Below are 19026 nucleotides of genomic sequence, written 5' to 3' on the forward strand. Positions count from 1 at the left end.
AGGGGACGGAGCGGGCACCGAGGCGGGGGCGTCGGCAGCCCCCCGTCACTGTAGCGGAGGGGTGCGCGCGCCCCGCGCCGTGTGACGCCGCCGGTCAGCTCAGCGAGACCAGGCTCTCGACGCCGAGGACGAGCTGCACGTCGAGCGAGAGCGCCGCCGAGAGGCAGAGGGCCGCCGCGAGCAGTCCGATGCGCGCCGGGAGCCCCCGGCGGCGCCCGAGCAGGACGGCGGCGACGAAGCAGGCGACCGGCAGCACCAGGCCGAGCAGGAGCACCGCCCAGCCCGTCGGGTTCAGGTCGGTGCCGAGGGAGGCCGCGTAGCTGCTCAGGCCGATCAGGTTGCCGACCGCCTCCCAGACGTCCCAGGCGAAGAAGAGCGCGAACACCACGGCGACGAGGACGGAGGCGGCCAGGCGACGGCCGGTCCGGTCGCGCCGGCCGGTCCCGCCGAGGGTGGCCCGGGTCGAGTCGGTCATCAGGCCCCCTTCAGGAACGGCAGCGGAGCGAGGAGGACGAGTCCGGCGACCAGCCAGAGCACGCGGATGCGCACCCGGGCGTCGCGGGTGGCGAGGAGCGCCACGGCGAACCACACCGGCGGCGCCAGGACCGCCAGCCAGAGCCCGAGCGAGTAGAGGGCGCCGCCGAGCGCATCGCCCGCGAAGCCGGCCGCGGCGACCGGCGACTGCCGCGTCGCCGTGATCGCCCAGGCGATGGCGTACAGGAGGTAGAGGCCGGCCGCGATGCCCGCGGCGATCAGCAGAGCGGACGAGGACGCGGCCTCGTCGTCGGGGTCCTCGTCCTCGGAGTCGTCGTCGTCCGAGCCGTCGTCCGCCGGGCCCGCCCCCGCGACCGTGCGGGGCGTCCGGCGCACGCGCGCCGTCCCCGCGGCGAGCGTCGGGTCCGCGCCCTCGCCCGCCCACTCCAGGGCCTCGTCGTCGGCGTCTTCCTCCGGGCCGGCGTCCGGCCCGCGGTCCACCGGCGGGGTCGCCGCGTCGTCGTCCTCCGGGGAGCGGCCCGGTCCACCATCGATCACCGCAACACCCTAGCCGCGCGCACCTCGCAGGAGGCTCGGAGCCCGCCGCCGCCTCCCCGACACCCGGCGGACACCCCGCGTCCTCCCCCGGGGGCGAGGCTGAGCGGATGGACGACCGCCGCCGCCGCTTCGTCGCCCTCGGCGACTCCTTCACGGAGGGGGTCGGCGACCCGCACCCGCGCCTGCCGAACGGGGTGCGCGGCTGGGCCGACCGCGTCGCCGAGCGCCTGGCGAAGGCTGAGCCGGGCTGGGAGTACGCGAACCTCGCCGTCCGCTCGAAGCGCCTCGCCCAGATCACCGAGGACCAGCTCGCGCCCGCCCTCGCGCTCCGCCCCACCCTGATCACGCTGTACGCCGGCGGCAACGACATCCTCGACCTCGGCACCGACACCGTCGATCTGATCACCCGCTACGAGGCGCTCGTCGACGCGCTCGCGACCACCGGCGCCTCCCTCGTGCTCTTCACCGGCGTCGACATCCCGGGACTGCCCGCCCCGCGGATGTTCCTGCGCCGCAACCACCTCTACAACAGCGCCGTCCGCCGGATCGCCCGCGAGCGGGGCGCGATCCTCGTCGACTACTGGGCGATGCGGGAGTTCCACTCCCCCGTGCTCTGGTCGCCCGACCGGATGCACCTCTCCAAGCGCGGGCACCGCGTCCTGGCCGGCCGCGTGCTCGACACGCTCGGCGTGCCGCACACGATCTCGACCGGGCCCTGGGACGCTCCCGAGCCGCTCCGCCTCCGAGCACGGCTGCGCGAGCAGCGCCGCTGGGCGGCCGACTGGGTCCTCCCCCTCGTCGGCCGCAAGCTGCGCCGGGTGACGCTCGGCGACCACCTCTCGCCCCGGTGGCCGGGCCCCGTCCTCGTCCCGCCGAAGGGCGGTCTCCGCCGTCTCGTCCGCGAGCTCGAGCGGTAGGCGCGCCCCGGACGCGGAGGAGCCCCGGCCCGGCGAGGGGATCCCGGTGGACGGGTCCCTCGTCGGGCCGGGGCTCCCCCGGTCGACGCGGTGCGGCTAGCGCGCGACGCTGCCGTCGGTGTAGTCCTCGTCGGTCTGCTTCCAGGCGAAGAGCTTGCGCAGCTCGCGGCCGGTCTCCTCGATCGGGTGCTTCTCGCCCTTCGCGCGCAGCTCCTGGAACTCGGGTCCGCCCGCGTCCTGGTCGCCGATGAAGCGCTTCGCGAAGGCGCCGCTCTGGATGTCGCCGAGGACGGCCTTCATGTTCTCCTTCACGCGCGGGTCGATGACGCGCGGGCCGGAGACGTAGTCGCCGTACTCGGCGGTGTCGGAGACGCTCCAGCGCTGCTTGGCGATGCCGCCCTCCCACATGAGGTCGACGATGAGCTTGAGCTCGTGCAGCACCTCGAAGTAGGCGATCTCGGGCTGGTAGCCGGCCTCGACGAGGGTCTCGAAGCCGTACTGGACGAGCTGCGAGGTGCCGCCGCAGAGCACGGCCTGCTCGCCGAACAGGTCGGTCTCGGTCTCCTCGGTGAAGGTGGTCTTGATGACGCCGGCGCGGGTGCCGCCGATGGCCTTCGCGTAGGACTTCGCGGTCTCCCAGGCGGTGCCGGTCGCGTCGTTCTCGACGGCGATGATGTCCGGGATGCCGCGGCCGGCGACGAACTCGCGGCGCACGGTGTGGCCGGGGGCCTTCGGCGCGATGAGGATGACGTCGACGCCCGCGGGCGCCTCGATGTAGCCGAAGCGGATGTTGAAGCCGTGCGCGAAGGCGAGGGTCTTGCCCTCGGTCAGCGCGGAGGCGATCTGCTCGCTGTAGATCGCGCGCTGGTGCTGGTCCGGCGCGAGGATCATGATCAGGTCGGCCCAGGCCGCGGCGTCGGCGACGCTCTTGACCTCGAAGCCGTCGTCCTCGGCCTTGGCGGTCGACTTCGACCCCTCCTTCAGCGCGATGACGACCTGGACGCCGGAGTCGCGGAGGTTCTGCGCGTGCGCGTGGCCCTGCGAGCCGTAGCCGACGATCGCGACCTTCTTGGACTGGATGATGGAGAGGTCGGCGTCGGCGTCGTAGATGAGCTCGGTCACGTGGTGAGTCCTTTTCTGTAGTGGAGAGTTCGCGGTCAGTTCTTGAAGACGCGCTCGGTGATCGACTTGGAGCCGCGCCCGATGGCGAGCAGGCCCGACTGCGCGATCTCCTTGATGCCGTAGGGCTCGATCACCCGCAGGAACGCATTGGTCTTGCCGGTGTCGCCGGTGACCTCGATCACCAGGGCGTCGGTCGCGACGTCGACCACGCGGGCGCGGAAGAGCGTGACGGCCTCGAGCACCTGCGAGCGCGTGACGTTGTCGACGCGGACCTTGACGAGCAGGTGCTCGCGCTGGACCGACTGGTCGGTGTCGAGCTCGACGATCTTGATCACGTTGACGAGCTTGTTGAGCTGCTTCGTGACCTGCTCGAGCGGCAGGTCCTCGACGTCCACGGCGACCGTGATGCGCGAGAGCCCGGCCAGCTCGGTCGGACCGACCGCCAGCGACTCGATGTTGAAGCCGCGGCGGGCGAACAGCCCGGCGACACGGGTGAGCAGTCCCGGCTTGTCCTCGACGAGCAGGGAGAGAACGTGGTGCGTCATGCGGGTCTACTCCTCGTCGTCCCAGGTCGGGCTGTGGTCTCGGGCGTACTGGACGTAGCTGTTGGAGACGCCCTGCGGGACCATCGGCCAGACCATGGAGTCGCGGCTGACGACGAAGTCGATCACCACGGGCCGGTCGTTGGTGGCGATGGCGAGGCGGATGGCGTCGTCGATCTCCTCCGGCTTCGTGACGCGGATGCCGAGCGCGCCGTAGGCGTCGGCGAGCTTCACGAAGTCGGGCACCCGGACGGTGTCGTGACCCGTGTTGAGGTCGGTGTTGGAGTAGCGGCCCTCGTAGAACAGGGTCTGCCACTGGCGCACCATGCCGAGCGAGGAGTTGTTGATCACCGCGACCTTGATCGGGATGTCGTTGATCGTGCAGGTGGCGAGCTCCTGATTGGTCATCTGGAAGCAGCCGTCGCCGTCGATCGCCCACACGGTGCGCTCGGGCTCGCCGACCTTGGCGCCCATCGCCGCGGGCACGGAGTAGCCCATGGTGCCGGCGCCGCCGGAGTTCAGCCACGAGTTGGGGCGCTCGTACTTGATGAACTGCGCCGCCCACATCTGGTGCTGGCCGACGCCGGAGGCGAAGACGCCCTCGGGGCCGGTGATCTCGCCGATGCGCTTGATGACGTACTGCGGTGAGAGCAGGCCGTCGTTCGGCTCGGTGTAGCCGAGCGGGAACTCCGTCTGCAGGCCCTTGAGGTAGCTCCACCACTCGGAGGTGTCGGCGCGGCCGTCGGCGGAGGCCTTGGCGAACGCGTCGGTGAGGTCCGGGAGGACGTCCTTCAGGTCGCCCACGATCGGCACGTCGGCGGTGCGGATCTTGGAGATCTCGGCCGGATCGATGTCGACGTGCACGACCTTGGCGTGGGGCGCGAAGAGCGCCGCCTTGCCGGTCACGCGGTCGTCGAAGCGCGAGCCCAGCGCGAGGATCAGGTCCGCCTCCTGCAGCGCGAGCACCGCGGGGACGGTGCCGTGCATGCCGGGCATGCCCAGGTGCTGCTCGTGCGAGTCCGGGAACGCTCCGCGCGCCATCAGCGTGGTCACCACGGGAGCGCCGCAGGCCTCGGCGAACGCCTTCAGCTCGGCGGCCGCGCGGGCGCGGATGATGCCGCCGCCCACGTAGAGCACCGGCTTCCTCGACTCGACCAGCAGCTGGGCCGCGGCCTGGATCTGCTTGCCGTGGGCCTTCGTGACCGGCCGGTATCCGGGCAGGTCGATCTTCGGCGGCCAGAGGAACGGCGCCTGGTCCTGCTGCGCGTCCTTCGTGATGTCGACCAGCACGGGGCCGGGGCGGCCGGTGGTGGCGATCAGCGCGGCGGAGGCGAGGGCCGAGGGGATGTCCTCGGGGCGCGTCACGAGGATGGAGTGCTTCGTGATCGGCATCGTGATGCCGACGATGTCCGCCTCCTGGAACGCGTCGGTCCCCATGAGCGTCGAGAACACCTGGCCGGTGATCGCGAGCATCGGAACCGAGTCCATGTAGGCGTCCGCGATCGCGGTGACCAGGTTGGTCGCTCCGGGGCCCGAGGTCGCGATGCAGACGCCGAGCTTGCCGGTCGCCGAGGCGTAGCCCTCGGCGGCGTGGCCGGCGCCCTGCTCGTGGCGGACCAGGATGTGCCGGATCTTCGAGGAGTCCATCAGCGGGTCGTAGACCGGGAGGATCGCGCCGCCGGGCAGGCCGAAGACGTCCTCGATCCCGAGCATCTCGAGCGAGCGGACGACCGCCTGCGCTCCGGTGAGGACCTCGGCCGCGGGGGCGGCCCCGGGAGCGTGGGCGGGTCGGGGTGGCTGGGGCGTCGGTGCGGGCTGCACGGCGGACGGATCCGGAGTCATGCGGGTGTCGATTCCTTCAGGAGGTGGTGCGGCGGCGGGCAGAGCCGGAGGCGAGTGCCCGGGAACGCGAGTGCGCGGCCGGCCGGAGCGGGCCGGGTCACCCGGTGACGGCGCCCTCGGCTGCCGAGCGGACGAGCTTGGCGTACTTGGCGAGGACACCGCGGGTGTAGCGCGGAGGGAGAGGGGCCCAGCCTTCTCGGCGGGCGGCGAGCTCGGACTCGTCGACGAGTAGGTCGATCGAGCGAGCGGCGATGTCGACCCGAATCGGGTCTCCGTCGCGAACGAATGCGATGGGACCTGCGTCCACCGATTCGGGAGCTATGTGGCCGATGCACAGGCCGGTTGTGCCGCCTGAGAATCGTCCGTCCGTCAACAGTAGTACATCTTTTCCGAGCCCGGCCCCCTTGATGGCGGCGGTGATGGCGAGCATCTCGCGCATGCCGGGACCGCCCTTGGGGCCCTCGTAGCGGATGACCACCACGTCGCCCTTCTCGATCCGGCCCTCGGTCAGAGCGTCCATCGCGGCGCGCTCGCGCTCGAACACGCGGGCCGGACCCTCGAAGACGGAGGCGTCGAAGCCGGCGGTCTTGACGACCGCGCCCTCGGGGGCGAGCGAGCCCTTGAGGATGGTGAGCCCGCCGGTCGCGTGGATCGGGTTGTCGAGGGTGCGGATGACCTCGCCGTCCAGGGGCGCGATGTCCATCGCGGCGAGGTTCTCGGCGACCGTCCTCCCGGTGACCGTCAGGCAGTCGCCGTGGAGCAGCCCGGCGTCCAGGAGCGCCTTCATCACGGCCGGGACACCGCCGTGGCGGTCGACGTCGTTCATGACGTACTTGCCGAAGGGCTTGAGGTCGCCGATGTGCGGGATCGTGTCGCCGATGCGGTTGAAGTCGTCGATCGTGAGGTCGACCTCGGCCTCGTTGGCGATCGCGAGCAGGTGCAGGATGACGTTGGTCGACCCGCCGAAGGCCATCGCCACCGCGATCGCGTTCTCGAACGCCTCCTTGGTGAGGATGTCGCGGGCCGTGGTGCCGTTGCGCAGCAGCTCGACGACGGCCTCGCCGGACTTGCGGGCGAAGTAGTCGCGGCGGCGGTCGGCGGCGGCGGGCGAGGCGGAGCCGGGCAGGCTCATGCCGAGCGCCTCGGCGACGCTGGCCATGGTGTTGGCGGTGTACATGCCGCCGCAGGAGCCCTCGCCCGGGGCGAAGGCGCACTCGATGCGCTTGGCGTCCTCCTCGGACATGATCCCGGCCTTGACGCCGCCGACGGCCTCGAAGGAGTCGATGATCGTGATGTCCTTCTCGGTGCCGTCCGAGAGCTTGACCCAGCCCGGGGCGATCGAGCCGGCGTAGACGAACACGGCGGCGAGGTCGAGGCGGGCCGCGGCCATCAGCATGCCGGGCAGCGACTTGTCGCAGCCGGCCAGCATGACGGTCCCGTCCAGGCGCTCGGCCATCATCACGGTCTCGACGGAGTCGGCGATGACCTCGCGGGAGACGAGCGAGAAGTGCATGCCCTCGTGGCCCATCGAGATGCCGTCCGAGACGGAGATGGTGCCGAACTGGAGCGGGTAGCCGCCGCCGGAGTGCACGCCCTCCTTCGCGGAGCGCGCGAGGCGCTCGAGCGAGAGGTTGCAGGGGGTGATCTCGTTCCACGAGGACGCGATGCCGATCTGGGGCTTCTCCCAGTCGTCATCGCCCATCCCGACCGCCCGCAGCATCCCGCGCGACGTCGTGGCCTCGATGCCGTCCGTGACGGTGCGCGAGCGGGGCTTCCAATCGATTTCCGGCATGCGATGAGGCTACCGCCTCGCGCGCGGTGCCCCTGCTCGCCGGGCGGACCCGGACCGGCCCGCGCACCCGTCCCGGCCCCGGCCTCCGGCAGCGGCACCGGATGCGGACGTCCCCGCGGATCTCCGACCCGTCGCGAACGGCTGCTCCCCGCGTCGGCGGACGGCCGTCCTCGGCGAGTCGGCGATCTGGGACCCGCCGGCGCTGACCGCCGGGAGGGAGCTGCTACTCCGCGCGCAGGTCGGCGAGCAGCCGGAGTGCGTGCGCGACCTGCTCGGGACCGCGGACCCGGTAGGAGGCCGCGGTGGTGCCCTCGCCGCTCTTGATGCCGACGTCGCCGGAGCCGAGGACCGCGAAGGCGTCCTCGTCCGTCACGTCGTCGCCCGCGTAGAGCACGGCGGTCGCGCCGGTGTAGCGGCGGAGGTGCTGCACGGCCTCGCCCTTGGTGGTCGAGCGGACCGAGAACTCCAGGACGTTCTTGCCCTCGCGGACGGTGACCCCCTGCACCTCGGCGCGCGCCTCGGAGAGGGCGACGACGTGGGCGACGCGGCTGTGGCGCTCGGTCGCGAGGCGGGTGTGCAGGGCGAAGCCGGCGGGCTTGTCCTCGATCCAGACGTTGTCGATCCCGCGGGCGATGCCCTTCAGGACGTCCTCGAGCACTCCCACCTTCTCGAGCTCGTCGTCGTCGAGCCGGACCGCGTCCTCCTCGGGGTCGAGGCGGATCTCGATGCCGTGGGAGCCGACCAGCAGCGCCTCGTCCGGCAGCTGCGAGACCTCCTCCAGGCTCCCGAGCGCCCGGCCGGAGACCAGCGCGACCCGGGTGCCGGGGAGGGCGAGGAGCCGCAGCACGGCCTCGCGCGCCTCGGGGAGCGCCCGCGCGCGGGCGGGGTCGTCGACCTCGGGCGCGAGGGTGCCGTCGAAGTCGAGGGCCACCAGGAGCCGATCGGTCGCGGCGAGCTCCCGCAGCGCCGCCGCGAGCCGCTCGGGCACTCCCTCGCTCATCGCGCGCCGCCGTCGAGCTCGCGGTCGTCGGCGGCCTCCCGCTCGAGCTCGGCCGCCTGTCCGTGCGCCGAGTCGTCGCGGTGCTCGGCCTCCTGGCCGTGCGGCGCCTCCTGCCCGCGGGCGGCGGGCCGCACGTCGAGCTGCTGGCCGGCCGCGTGCTCCGCGAGAGCGGAGAGGAACGACTCGGACCAGCGCGCCACGTCGTTCTCGAGCACGCGGCGACGGAGCGCGCGCATGCGCCGGGTGCGCTCGACGCGCGGCATCCGCGCCGAGGCCTCCATCGCGTCCTTCAGCCCCGAGATGTCGTGCGGGTTCACCTGCACGGCCTGCTTGAGCTCGTCGGCCGCTCCGGCGAACTCGCTCAGCACGAGCACGCCGTCGTTGTCGAAGCGGGACGCGACGTACTCCTTCGCGACGAGGTTCATCCCGTCGCGCAGCGCCGTCACGAGCATGACGTCGGCGGCGAGGTAGAGCGCCACCATCTCCTCGCGCGGGTAGCCGTGGTGGAGGTAGCTGATCGCCGGGTGCCCGAGCGTGCTGTAGTCGCCGTTGATCCGGCCGACCTGCAGCTCGATGTCGTCGCGCAGCTGCCGGTAGGTGTCCACGCGCTCGCGGCTCGGGCTCGCGACCTGGACCAGCACCGCGTCCTCGGAGGTGAGGCGGCCGTCCGCCAGGAGCTCGCCGAAGGCCTTCAGGCGGTGGCCGATCCCCTTGGTGTAGTCGAGCCGGTCGACGCCGAGCATGATCGTCGCGGGGTTGCCCAGCTCGGCGCGGATCTCGGCGGCGCGGGCCTGGATCTCGGGGGTGCGCGCCATCGCCTCGAACGACGCGGAGTCGATCGAGATCGGGAAGTGCCGGGCGACGACCGGGCGCACGCTCGCCCCGCGCCGCGAGCGGTTGACGCGGCGGGTGCCGCCGACGGCCTCCTCCTCGACCGGGACCTCGACGACCGTGCTGCGGGTGTCGTAGCCCAGCAGGCGCCGGACCGCGCGGAGGAAGCTGCCCGCGTCGCCCTGGCGCTGGAAGCCGATCACGTCGGCGCCGAGCAGGCCCTCGACGATCTGCCGGCGCCACGGGAGCTGCGCGAAGATCCCGTAGGGCGGGAACGGGATGTGGTTGAAGAAGCCGATCGTGACGTCGGGCCGGAGCTCCCGCAGCATCTTGGGCACGAGCTGGAGCTGGTAGTCCTGGACCCAGACCACGCCGTCCTCCTCCGTCACGGCCGCGGCCGCCTCGGCGAAGCGCTGGTTGACCCGCACGTAGGCGTCCCACCAGTCGCGGTGGTAGGTCGGGGGCGCGATCACGTCGTGGTACAGCGGCCAGAGCGTGTCGTTCGAGAAGCCCTCGTAGTAGTCCTCGAGCTCCTGCGCGCTGAGGGCGACGGGGACGATCTGCACGCCGTTGTCGACGAACGGGGCGACCTCCTCATCGGCCACGCCGGGCCAGCCGACCCAGGCGCCCTCGTTCGCGCGCATCACCGGCTCGAGCGCGGTGACCAGCCCGCCGGGTGAGGTCTTCCAGGAGGCGGTGCCGTTCTCGGCCACGACGCGGTCCACGGGGAGGCGGTTCGAGACGACCACGAAAGCGTTGCGCTCGGTCCCTCCCGAGGTCCCGGCGTCGGTCCTGTCAGCGGCGGAGGAGGCGGAGGCGGAGTGCGGAGGAATGGTGGTCCCTTTTCGTCGGTCGAGCCGTCGTCGTGCCCGTCGAGGCTACCAGCCGGCCCCGCACGGGGGACGGGGGGTCAGCCCTGCACGAGGGCGAGGGCGAGCGTCGCTCCGCCCACCGTCGGGACGACCGCGACGAGTCCGAGGAGCGCGTACTGGCGCCACGAGACGTGCACGCCCAGCGCGGTCAGCCTCTGGTGCCAGAGCAGGGTGGCGAGCGAGGCCCACGGGGTGATCAGCGGTCCGGCGTTCACGCCGATCAGCAGGGCGACCAGGCGGAGCGGATCCGCCGCGACGGGCTCGAGGGCGAGGTAGGCGGGCAGGTTGTCGACCAGGTTGGAGGCGACCGCGCCGGAGCCGGCGAGGCGCAGCAGGTCGAGCGTCCCGCTCCCCTCCCCCGCGACCACGGCGAGCGCCGCGCCCAGCCCGAGCTGGTGCGCCGCCTCCATCGCCACGAAGAGGCCCGACGCGAACACGACGAGCTGCCACGGCAGGAGGGCGGGCGCGAGCGCCGCGGGACGGCGCACCGCGAAGAGGACGATCAGCGCGACCGCGGCGACCGTCGCCGGGATCCACACCTCGAGGCCCGAGACGAGCGCCGGCAGGAGCAGCGCCACGACGATCCCCGCGCCGACGAGCAGCACCCGGTCCTCCACCGGCGTCCGCTCCCCCGGGGTGTAGCGCCCGGCCAGCTCGCGCCGGTAGCGGATCGCGAGGATCAGCACGGGCACGACGGCCGCGACGAGCGCGGGCACCGCGGTCAGCGCGGCGAAGGCGAAGGGGCCCTCGACCCCCAGGCGCCGCTGCGCGAGCAGGTTGGTGAGGTTCGAGACGGGGAGGAGGAGGGAGGCGCAGTTCGCCAGCCAGACCGTGGCCATCGCGAACGGCAGGGGCGGGACGCGCACGTGCGCCGCGAGCAGGACCACGACCGGGGTCAGGAGCACGGCGGTCGTGTCGAGCGAGAGGAACACCGTGCTGACGACGGCCATCGCCACCACCAGCAGCCAGAGCACCGCGGTCCGCCCGCGGCCCCACTCGGCGGAGCGCTCGGCGACCACGGTGAAGACGCCGGCCTCGGAGGCCAGCTCGGCGACCACGGTCACCGCGACCACGAAGCCGAGGATCGGCGCCGTCCGCTCGACCAGCTCGCCCAGCGCGTCCATCGGGAGGACCCCCGTGACGACGGCTACCGCCCCGACGACGAGGAGCACCGCCCCGATCACAGCCGTGCGCATGTCGTTCCCGTTCTCCTCGGCGTGCCCCGGCTCGAGGATTCGGGTCCCGGCGGCGGTCCACCGTAGCGGGACAACCCCTCGGTGCTGTCAAGCGTTCCTCTGAGAGCTTTCGCACCCGCTAGCGTCGGGGTGAACACGGGAGGCACACGCATGCGCAAGTTCATCCTCAACTCCAGCGTCATCAGCGCGATCGTCGGCGGCTGGTCGATCCTGCAGACCACGCGCAAGGGCCCGCGCGACTGGCGCCTGGCCCTCCAGTGGGTCAGCTGGGCCATCTCGGTCACCGTCGCCCTGGGCTCCGTGTCCTACGACTCGAAGGAGATCGTCAAGGAGGAGCGCGGCAAGAAGCGCGACCGCTAGGCCCTCCTGACGCGCCGCCTCCCCGCGGGGCGGCGTGTCAGCCGGTCTCCCGACCCGGTGGCGGGGACACTGTTCCCAGTCGCTGCCGGCACGGGAAACGGGGTTCGTCATGAGGTTTCGTCTGAGGCGTCGCAAGGCGGCCCCCGAGGTCGTCGAGTCGGCCCCCGTCCTCACGCAGGACGAGCTCTTCGCCGTCGTCCACGAGCGGCTCGCGGCCTTCGTCGGATCCGAGGGCGCCTGGGTCGTCACGCGCCGCAGCCACGACGACCGCGATCCGATCTTCCACGGGATGCTCGCGCGCTCCCTCGCCCACGAGCTCTCCACCGCCATCCAGGAGGAGCAGCTCCGCGCCGGCGCCGAGCGGACGTCGTCCCCGGTCACCGAGGCGATCCCCGCGATGCGCGCCTCCACTCCCCCGGTGGAGCCGGCCGCCCTCACCTGGGAGCCGAAGCCGATCGCCGTCTGGGCGGAGCCGGCCCCCGCCGGCGTCGCCGTCGACACCCCCGTCGCGACCCGCTCCTGACCCGAGCGGTCGGCCGGCGGGCTCGCCCTCCGGCCGACCCGACGAGCGACGTCGCCCTTCCCGCTGATCGAGGAGGCGGCGCGGCCGCCGTCTCGAGATCCCCCGCGGCCGCCCCTCCCCCGGCCGCCCGTCAGAGCGTCGGCCAGCTCCCGGGTCCCTCGCTGCCCGCCGGGTACTCGTCGAGCGGCACCCGGTCCGCGTGCCACGCGTCGATCGCGGGCTGCACGATGCGCCAGCACTCCTCGGCGGCGTCCCCGCGGACCGAGAGCGACGGGTCGTCGTCGAGGATCCCCGAGATGACCTCGCCGTACGCCAGCAGCTCGCCCGCGCCGAAGGTCGCCTCCAGCGAGGCGCGCTCGAGCGTGTACGGGTCGCCGGGGCCGTTGATGTTCAGCTCGAGCGACATCTGGTCGGGCGCGAGGAACAGCCGCAGCACGGACGGCGCCTCGGTGCCGACGAAGCCGCGGGGCAGGTGCGGCACCGGCTTGAAGCGGATGACCACTTCGCGCCGCCGCTCCCCGAGCGCCTTGCCGGAGCGGAGGGTGAACGGCACGCCGGCCCAGCGCCAGGTGTCGATCTCGACGACCAGCTCGGCCAGCGTCTCGGTCCGGCGAGCGGGGTCCACGCCCTTCTCGTCCGCGTAGGCGGGCAGCTCGCGTCCGTCGATCGTCCCCGCCGTGTAGCGGGCGCGGCGCGAGCTCGCGGCGGGGTCGTCGCCGTGCAGGCGGGTGGCGCGCAGGACGATCGACTTCGCGTCCCGGAGGTCGGCCGCGTCGAGCGAGGACGGCGGCTCCATCGCGATCACCGCGAGGACCTGCAGCAGGTGGCTCTGGATCATGTCGGTCAGCGCGCCCGCGCCGTCGTAGTAGCTCGCCCGCCCCTCGAGGGCCAGCTGCTCGTCGTAGACGATCTCGACGCTCTCGATGTGCTCGGCCGACCACAGCGGCTCGAGGATCCGGTTGGCGAAGCGCAGGCCGAGCACGTTCATCACGGTCGCGCGGCCGAGGAAGTGGTCGACGCGGTGGATGCGGTCCTCGGGGACCAGCGCGGCGAGGCGCTGGTTGAGGGCGTGCGCGCTCGCCTCGTCGGTCCCGAACGGCTTCTCCAGCGCCAGCACGGTGCCCTCCGGCAGGTCGTGGGCGGCGAGCGCCTCGCAGGCCTTCGCCGCGATCGCCGGCGGGAGGGCGAAGTAGACCGCCACCGGACCGGCGCAGCTCGCGAGCAGTGCGGCGAGCTCCTCCGGATCGGTGACGTCGACCTGCTGGTAGCGCGTGCCGGAGGTGAGCGCGTCCACGCCCTCGCCCTGCGCCTCGACGGTGGCGAAGGAGGCGGTCAGCACCTCGTGCCAGTGCTCCTGGGTCCAGTCCTCGCGTCCCGCGCCGACGAGATGGACCCGCCGGTCGGTCTCGCGGGTCAGCAGCTGGCCGACGGCGGGGAGGAGGAGCCGCGAGGACAGGTCCCCCGTCGCTCCGAGGATGAGCAGGGTCGAGACGGTCTGTGCCATGCGGCTCACCCTACGGCGGCGCTGAAGAGCCCCGCTCCGCCTTGACTGGGAGGCCACAGCCGCACCTGAGAGGATCGCCGCATGGTCTCCCCGATCGAGGACTACGCCGTCCTCTCCGACTGCCGCACGGCCGCTCTCGTCTCCCGCGACGGGGGGATCGACTGGCTGTGCCTGCCGCGCTTCGACTCCGCCTCCGTCTTCGGCGCCCTCCTCGGCGGCGACGACCAGGGGCGCTGGTCGCTCCGGCCGGTGGACGGGGAGGCGACGAGCGAGCGCCACTACCTCGGCGACACGCTCGCGCTGGTCACCCGGTGGACGACGCCCACCGGCGTCGTCGAGGTGGTCGACGTGATGCCGCTGCGCGACGAGCGCGCCGAGCTGGTGCGCCGGGTGCGCGGAGTGTCGGGGACCGTCCGGATGCGGCAGGAGCTGCGCATCCGCTTCGACTACGCCCGCACCGTGCCGTGGGTGCGGCAGGAGGGGACGGACGAGGATCCGCTGCTCGTCGCCGTCGCCGGGCCCGACGCGGTCGTGGTGCGCGGAGTGCGGTTGAAGGCCGTCGACCACGCCCACGCGGCGGAGTTCGACGTCGACGCGGACGCGGTCGTCGACCTCTCGATGGCGTGGTTCCCCTCGCACCAGCGGGCGCCGAAGCGCCTCGACGTCGACCGCGCGCTGGAGCGCACGCTCTCCTGGTGGTCCGAGTGGGCGTCGGCGATCGACTACGACGGGCCGCACCGCGACGCCGTCGTCCGCTCGCTGCTGACCCTCCGCGCCCTGACCGACGACGAGACCGGCGGCATCGTCGCGGCGGCGACCACCTCGCTCCCGGAGCAGTTCGGCGGCGCCCGCAACTGGGACTACCGCTACGTCTGGCTCCGCGACGCCTCGCTCACCCTGCAGGCCCTGCTCGCGCACGGGTTCGAGCAGGAGGCGCAGAAGTGGCGGGCCTGGCTGCTCCGCGCGGTCGCGGGCGCGCCGGAGGACGTGCAGATCATGTACGGCCTCGCCGGCGAGCGCGACCTGCCCGAGCGGGAGATGCCGAGCCTGCCCGGCTACGACGGCGCCTCCCCCGTGCGGATCGGGAACGCCGCCGTCGACCAGTACCAGGCGGACGTGATCGGCGAGGTGATGGTCGCTCTGCACGAGGCCCGCGTGGCCGGAGTGGACGAGACGGAGTTCTCCTGGCCGCTCCAGCGCGCGCTCCTGGGCTTCGTCGAGACCAACTGGCAGCGGCCGGACAACGGCATCTGGGAGATCCGGGGCGAGCCGCGGCACTTCACGCACTCGCGGGTCATGATCTGGGCCGCGCTCGATCGGGGCGTCCGCGCCGTGCGCGAGAACGGCCTGCCCGGTCCGGTCGAGACCTGGGAGCGCCTCCGCGACGAGGTGCGCGCCGAGATCGAGGCCCAGGGCTTCGACGCCGAGCGCGGCCACTTCGTGCAGTCCTACGGCTCGCCCGAGGTCGACGCGTCGCTCCTCGTGCTGCCGATGGTCGGCTTCGTCCCCGCCGACGACCCGCGGATGCTGGGCACCGTCGCCGAGCTGGAGCGCGTGCTCCTGCAGGACGGCCTGCTGCACCGCTACCGGACCGAGTCCTCGGTCGACGGCCTCGCGGGCGGCGAGCACCCGTTCCTCGCCTGCTCCTTCTGGCTCGTCCGGCAGTACGCCGACTCCGGCCGGATCGACGACGCGCGGACCCTGATGGACCGGCTCGTCGGGCTCTGCAACGACGTGGGCCTCCTCTCGGAGGAGTACGACGTCGAGGGCCGCCGGCACGCGGGGAACACTCCCCAGGCCCTCTCCCACCTCGCCCTGGTGCAGGCGGCCGACGCGATCGCGGCAGCCCGATGAGGCGCCGCCGCGTCGTTCTCGCGAGCATCGGCGGAGTCCTCGGAGTCGCGGTCCTCGGCTTCCTCACCTGGAGCTCGATCGTCAGCGGCCCCGACGAGGACGCCCTCGCCCGCGTGCGCGCCGATCCGGCGATCGCGGTCCAGCGCACGGACGACGCGCTCGTGATGACGCCGACCTCGACCGGCGAGCTGGCCGGCACGGGCCTGGTCTTCATCCCCGGAGCGAAGGTCGACGCCTCCTCCTACGAGGCGACCCTGGCTCCGCTGGTCGACGCCGGGGCGACCGTCGTGATCACGCGGCCGATCCTGCACCTGGCCTTCTTCGACCTCCGCTCGCTCGAGACCTTCACCAGCCAGGCCGAGGGCGTCGACCGCTGGCTCGTCGGCGGCCACTCCCTCGGCGGCGTGAAGGCCTGCCAGTGGGCCGAGGACCCGGCCGTGGCGGGCCTGGTGCTGCTCGGCAGCTACTGCGCGAACGACCTCTCGGGCTCCGGGCTCCCCGTCCTCAGTGTCAGCGGATCGGAGGACGGGCTCAGCACGCCGGAGAAGGTCGCCGACGCGAGCGTCCGGCTGCCCTCCTCCGCCGACCTCGTCGAGATCGACGGCGCCAACCACGCCGACTTCGGCTGGTACGGGCCGCAGGCGGGCGACGGCGAGGCGACCATCAGCCACGAGGAGGCGGACGCCCGCATCGCCGAGGCCCTCCTGGGCTTCAGCCGCGAGGTCGGCTGAGTCGCCCGCTCCCGCTTGACCTCGAGCGCACTCGAAGTCGTAGGTTGACGCCATGTCCACCGCCACCGCCGCCCCGGCCGAGCCGGAGGTGCTGTCGATCTCGCAGGTCGCCGCCGTCACCGGTCTCACCGTGCACACCCTGCGCTACTACGAGCGCGCCGGTCTCATGCTCGACCCGGTCGAGCGCGCCTCGTCGCAGCACCGCCGCTACCGGCCGGCCGACGTCGGCTGGGTCGACTTCCTCACCAAGCTCCGCTCGACCGGGATGCCGATCGCGCGGATCCGCGAGTACGCCCGGCTCCTCCGGATCGGGCCCGCCACGGAGCCGGAGCGCCTCGCGCTGCTCCGGACGCACCGCGAGGAGGTCGAGGCGCAGCTCGCCCGGACACACGCCAGCCTCGCCGCGATCGACATCAAGATCGCGGCGTACCAGGAGAGGACCACCCACTGATGAAGACGATCACCCTCGGATCCGACGTCGCCGCCCTCGAGGTCTCGCGCCTCGGTCTCGGCGCGATGGGCATGTCGGCGTTCTACACCGGCGCCGGCACCGACGACGCGGAGTCGATCCGCACCGTGCACCGCGCCCTCGATCTGGGCGTCACGTTCCTCGACACCGCCGAGATCTACGGCCCGTACACCAACGAGGAGCTGCTCGGCCGCGCGCTGGCAGGCCGCCGCGACGAGGTCGTGCTGGCGAGCAAGTTCGGCATGATCCGCCACCGCGGCGACGGGGGCCGCGGACTCGACGGCTCCCCGGAGAACCTGCGGCTCGCCGTCGAGGGCTCGCTCGCGCGCCTCGGGACCGACCGCATCGACCTCTACTACCAGCACCGCATGGACCCGGGCGTCCCGGTCGAGGAGACCGCCGGGGCCTTCGCGGAGCTGATCCAGGAGGGCAAGCTCCGCGGCTACGGCCTCTCGGAGGCGGCGCCCGCGACGATCCGGCGCGCTCACGCCGTGCACCCGGTCACCGCTGTGCAGTCCGAGTACTCGCTCTGGACCCGCGACCCCGAGGCGGAGGTGCTGCCGGTCCTCCGCGAGCTCGGCATCGGCTTCGTCCCGTACTCGCCGCTGGGCCGCGGCTTCCTCACGGGCAGCATCCGCTCGGTCGCCGAGCTGGGCAGCGACGACTTCCGCCGCGACAACCCCCGCTTCGCCGACGGAGCGCTGGAGGCGAACCTCCGCATCGTGGAGGCCGTCGACCGTGTGGCGGCAGAGGCGGACGCGACCGCCGCGCAGGTGGCGCTCGCCTGGCTGCTCGCCCAGGGCGAGGACATCGCTCCGATCCCGGGCACCAAGCGCGTCTCGCGCATCGAGGAGAACGCCGCCGCGGACGCCCTCGTGCTGACCGCGGAGCAGCTCGACGTCCTCGGCTCGCTCGAGGCCCCCGTCGGCGACCGCTACGCCGACATGAGCTCCGTGAACCGCTGACCGCCCTGCGGGACGCCGCTCGCCGCGCGCACCCCGGGTGCGGCCGTGCGAGCGGCGTCCTCGCAGGAGTCACTCCCGCGGCGGCAGCTCCCGCTTCGGGGTGTCCCGCTTCGGGGTGTCCCGCAGGTCGATGAGACCCGTGAACATCGCCCCCCGCTCGTTCGAGCGCTCGTCGCCCGAGAACAGGTTGTCCGGGGCGGAGGACCCGTGCCGGCGCGGGGTCGCGGCGGGAGCGGGCTCCCGCTCCATCTCGACGCGCTGACGCGGCAGGGCGACGGGGTCGTTCTCGTGCAGCCACGAGACGAGCCGCTCGCGCACGTAGCAGCGCAGGTCGAAGAGCGTCGGCGCGTCCTTCGCGGTGACGAGCACCCGGATCCGGACGAAGCCGCCCGTCGCGTCGGTCACCTGCAGCACGCTGGTGCGCCGGTCCCAGAGGTCCGTCTCCTCGAGCATGCGGTGCAGCTCGTCGCGCATCTGCTCGGGGCTCACCCGCCAGTCCAGGTCGAGCTCGACGGCGCCGAGCAGCTCGGACCCGGTGCGGGTCCAGTTCTGGAACGGCTGGGTCGTGAAGTAGTTCGTGGGCAGCACCAGGCGGCGGTCGTCCCAGAGGTGGACGACGACGTAGGTCAGCGTGATCTCCTCGATCCGCCCCCACTCGGTCTCGACGATCACCACGTCGTCCAGGCGGATGGCGTCACTGAAGGCGAGCTGCATCCCGGCGAAGATGTTCGTGAGGCTCGACTGCGCGGCCAGGCCCGCCACGATCGAGAGCACGCCGGCCGAGGCCAGGAGGCTCGCACCGGCCGTGCGGGCCTCGGGGAAGGTCAGCAGCGAGGCGCCGATCGCGATGACCACGACGGCCGCCACGGCGACCCTCCGGATGATCGTCATCTGCGTGCGGAGGCGGCGTGCCCGGCGGTTGTCGGCCGTGTCGGTCCGGTAGCGCTCGGCGCCCAGGTCCTCGAGGAACACGAACAGGGAGCCGATCACCCACGCCGCCGCGCCGATCGTGGCGATCTGGAACACCCGCTGCACGAGACCCGGCCAGGGGTCGCCCGTCACGGTGGCGGCGAGCGCGGCCCAGACCGCGATGGTCATCAGAAGCACGCGGAACGGGATGCGCAGACGCCGGATCAGCAGGCGCGCCCAGGTCTTGCGCTTGCCGACCGAGCGCAGCACGAGGGCGACGACGGCGGTCGCGACCACGGCGATCACGACCGCGATCACCACGGCGAGCGCGATCGAGCCGATCACGGGGAGGACGTCTTCGGGCACATCGGTCCTTTCTGGAGGGAAACGGAAGCGAACGGAGATCCTGCCACGCGAACGGGGGTCGGTCCGCATTCTGCGCCGGACACCGTGCGGATGCTCAGGCGCCTGTTGGCGTCGGCGGATGGAGACGTCGACCTCGCCTGGAGCACCGTCGCCCGGGCCTTCAGGCGGACGGGCATCACCCTGAGCCTGACCGCCGCCG

The 19026-nt window shown here is 72.9% G+C and carries 18 protein-coding genes; 7 read left to right on the forward strand and 11 right to left on the reverse strand.

What is annotated here, in order from left to right; genetic code table 11:
- Positions 1-94: 94 nt before the first annotated feature.
- Both GTU71_RS06895 and GTU71_RS06900 read right to left on the reverse strand, forming a co-directional pair.
- On the reverse strand, positions 95-475 hold the full coding sequence (locus GTU71_RS06895; RefSeq protein WP_159939540.1) for a hypothetical protein: 381 nt from the start codon (positions 473-475) through the stop codon (positions 95-97).
- Entirely contained in the window at positions 475-1032 is a 558-nt protein-coding gene (locus GTU71_RS06900) for a hypothetical protein (RefSeq protein WP_159939541.1), read from the reverse strand. The genes GTU71_RS06895 and GTU71_RS06900 overlap by 1 nt, the downstream gene beginning before the upstream one ends.
- 107 nt (positions 1033-1139) lie before the next feature.
- Between GTU71_RS06900 and GTU71_RS06905 the strand changes: the two genes are divergently transcribed.
- Complete coding sequence (locus tag GTU71_RS06905) at positions 1140-1949, forward strand: SGNH/GDSL hydrolase family protein (protein WP_159939542.1); 810 nt, start codon at positions 1140-1142, stop codon at positions 1947-1949.
- 96 nt (positions 1950-2045) lie between these two features.
- Here GTU71_RS06905 and ilvC read toward each other — a convergent pair whose 3' ends face one another.
- The 7 genes from ilvC to GTU71_RS06940 form a co-directional block, all read right to left on the reverse strand.
- Entirely contained in the window at positions 2046-3071 is a 1026-nt protein-coding gene (ilvC, locus tag GTU71_RS06910; RefSeq protein ID WP_104223539.1) for a ketol-acid reductoisomerase, read from the reverse strand.
- A 35-nt stretch (positions 3072-3106) separates the two neighbouring features.
- On the reverse strand, positions 3107-3616 hold the full coding sequence (gene ilvN, locus GTU71_RS06915) for an acetolactate synthase small subunit (protein WP_104223540.1): 510 nt from the start codon (positions 3614-3616) through the stop codon (positions 3107-3109).
- A 6-nt stretch (positions 3617-3622) separates the two neighbouring features.
- Positions 3623-5455 (reverse strand): acetolactate synthase large subunit, encoded by a 1833-nt coding sequence (locus GTU71_RS06920; RefSeq protein WP_104283817.1) that lies wholly within the window; start codon positions 5453-5455, stop codon positions 3623-3625.
- A gap of 97 nt (positions 5456-5552) precedes the next feature.
- A complete protein-coding gene (ilvD, locus tag GTU71_RS06925; protein WP_104233215.1) occupies positions 5553-7247 on the reverse strand; it encodes a dihydroxy-acid dehydratase in 1695 nt (564 codons plus the stop codon).
- Positions 7248-7470: 223 nt separating this feature from the next.
- Entirely contained in the window at positions 7471-8247 is a 777-nt protein-coding gene (gene otsB, locus GTU71_RS06930) for a trehalose-phosphatase (protein WP_104250141.1), read from the reverse strand.
- Positions 8244-9827 (reverse strand): trehalose-6-phosphate synthase, encoded by a 1584-nt coding sequence (locus tag GTU71_RS06935; protein WP_159939543.1) that lies wholly within the window; start codon positions 9825-9827, stop codon positions 8244-8246. Before GTU71_RS06935 ends, otsB begins: the two co-directional genes overlap by 4 nt.
- A 161-nt stretch (positions 9828-9988) precedes the next feature.
- Positions 9989-11146: an SLC13 family permease gene (locus tag GTU71_RS06940; protein ID WP_159939544.1), complete on the reverse strand. Its 1158-nt coding sequence runs from the start codon at positions 11144-11146 to the stop codon at positions 9989-9991.
- Positions 11147-11296: 150 nt separating this feature from the next.
- Between GTU71_RS06940 and GTU71_RS06945 the strand changes: the two genes are divergently transcribed.
- Positions 11297-11506, forward strand: coding sequence for a hypothetical protein (locus GTU71_RS06945; RefSeq protein ID WP_104223546.1), 210 nt, complete (start codon positions 11297-11299; stop codon positions 11504-11506).
- Positions 11507-11615: 109 nt separating this feature from the next.
- Positions 11616-12029: a hypothetical protein gene (locus GTU71_RS06950; RefSeq protein ID WP_159939545.1), complete on the forward strand. Its 414-nt coding sequence runs from the start codon at positions 11616-11618 to the stop codon at positions 12027-12029.
- A gap of 130 nt (positions 12030-12159) precedes the next feature.
- On the opposite strand, the gene GTU71_RS06955 is transcribed toward GTU71_RS06950, so the two are convergent.
- Complete coding sequence (locus GTU71_RS06955) at positions 12160-13533, reverse strand: glucose-6-phosphate dehydrogenase (RefSeq protein WP_208543617.1); 1374 nt, start codon at positions 13531-13533, stop codon at positions 12160-12162.
- Between the two features lie 81 nt (positions 13534-13614).
- Between GTU71_RS06955 and GTU71_RS06960 the strand changes: the two genes are divergently transcribed.
- The 4 genes from GTU71_RS06960 to GTU71_RS06975 are packed head-to-tail and all read left to right on the forward strand — an operon-like array spanning position 13615 to position 17552.
- Complete coding sequence (locus GTU71_RS06960; RefSeq protein ID WP_104328552.1) at positions 13615-15387, forward strand: glycoside hydrolase family 15 protein; 1773 nt, start codon at positions 13615-13617, stop codon at positions 15385-15387.
- Positions 15384-16118 carry an alpha/beta hydrolase gene (locus tag GTU71_RS06965; RefSeq protein WP_159939547.1) on the forward strand — a complete coding sequence of 245 codons (735 nt, stop codon included), beginning with the start codon at positions 15384-15386 and terminating at the stop codon, positions 16116-16118. The genes GTU71_RS06960 and GTU71_RS06965 overlap by 4 nt, the downstream gene beginning before the upstream one ends.
- Before the next feature lie 52 nt (positions 16119-16170).
- Positions 16171-16569 (forward strand): MerR family transcriptional regulator, encoded by a 399-nt coding sequence (locus tag GTU71_RS06970; protein ID WP_104257259.1) that lies wholly within the window; start codon positions 16171-16173, stop codon positions 16567-16569.
- Positions 16569-17552 carry an aldo/keto reductase gene (locus tag GTU71_RS06975; RefSeq protein WP_104268707.1) on the forward strand — a complete coding sequence of 328 codons (984 nt, stop codon included), beginning with the start codon at positions 16569-16571 and terminating at the stop codon, positions 17550-17552. The genes GTU71_RS06970 and GTU71_RS06975 overlap by 1 nt, the downstream gene beginning before the upstream one ends.
- 69 nt (positions 17553-17621) lie before the next feature.
- On the opposite strand, the gene GTU71_RS06980 is transcribed toward GTU71_RS06975, so the two are convergent.
- Entirely contained in the window at positions 17622-18827 is a 1206-nt protein-coding gene (locus GTU71_RS06980) for a mechanosensitive ion channel domain-containing protein (protein ID WP_244230654.1), read from the reverse strand.
- Positions 18828-19026: the final 199 nt, after the last annotated feature.

This window comes from Rathayibacter sp. VKM Ac-2762 (assembly GCF_009866585.1).
In the GTDB taxonomy this organism is placed as follows: Bacteria; Actinomycetota; Actinomycetes; order Actinomycetales; family Microbacteriaceae; genus Rathayibacter.

Coding starts and splice junctions, on each gene's coding strand:
- GTU71_RS06895 (WP_159939540.1), bottom strand. CDS start 475: ATGACCGACTCGACCCGGGCCACCCTCGGCGGGACCGGCCGGCGCGAC.
- GTU71_RS06905 (WP_159939542.1), top strand. CDS start 1,140: ATGGACGACCGCCGCCGCCGCTTCGTCGCCCTCGGCGACTCCTTCACG.
- ilvN (WP_104223540.1), bottom strand. CDS start 3,616: ATGACGCACCACGTTCTCTCCCTGCTCGTCGAGGACAAGCCGGGACTG.
- GTU71_RS06920 (WP_104283817.1), bottom strand. CDS start 5,455: ATGACTCCGGATCCGTCCGCCGTGCAGCCCGCACCGACGCCCCAGCCA.
- ilvD (WP_104233215.1), bottom strand. CDS start 7,247: ATGCCGGAAATCGATTGGAAGCCCCGCTCGCGCACCGTCACGGACGGC.
- otsB (WP_104250141.1), bottom strand. CDS start 8,247: ATGAGCGAGGGAGTGCCCGAGCGGCTCGCGGCGGCGCTGCGGGAGCTC.
- GTU71_RS06940 (WP_159939544.1), bottom strand. CDS start 11,146: ATGCGCACGGCTGTGATCGGGGCGGTGCTCCTCGTCGTCGGGGCGGTA.
- GTU71_RS06945 (WP_104223546.1), top strand. CDS start 11,297: ATGCGCAAGTTCATCCTCAACTCCAGCGTCATCAGCGCGATCGTCGGC.
- GTU71_RS06950 (WP_159939545.1), top strand. CDS start 11,616: ATGAGGTTTCGTCTGAGGCGTCGCAAGGCGGCCCCCGAGGTCGTCGAG.
- GTU71_RS06955 (WP_208543617.1), bottom strand. CDS start 13,533: ATGGCACAGACCGTCTCGACCCTGCTCATCCTCGGAGCGACGGGGGAC.
- GTU71_RS06960 (WP_104328552.1), top strand. CDS start 13,615: ATGGTCTCCCCGATCGAGGACTACGCCGTCCTCTCCGACTGCCGCACG.
- GTU71_RS06965 (WP_159939547.1), top strand. CDS start 15,384: ATGAGGCGCCGCCGCGTCGTTCTCGCGAGCATCGGCGGAGTCCTCGGA.
- GTU71_RS06970 (WP_104257259.1), top strand. CDS start 16,171: ATGTCCACCGCCACCGCCGCCCCGGCCGAGCCGGAGGTGCTGTCGATC.
- GTU71_RS06975 (WP_104268707.1), top strand. CDS start 16,569: ATGAAGACGATCACCCTCGGATCCGACGTCGCCGCCCTCGAGGTCTCG.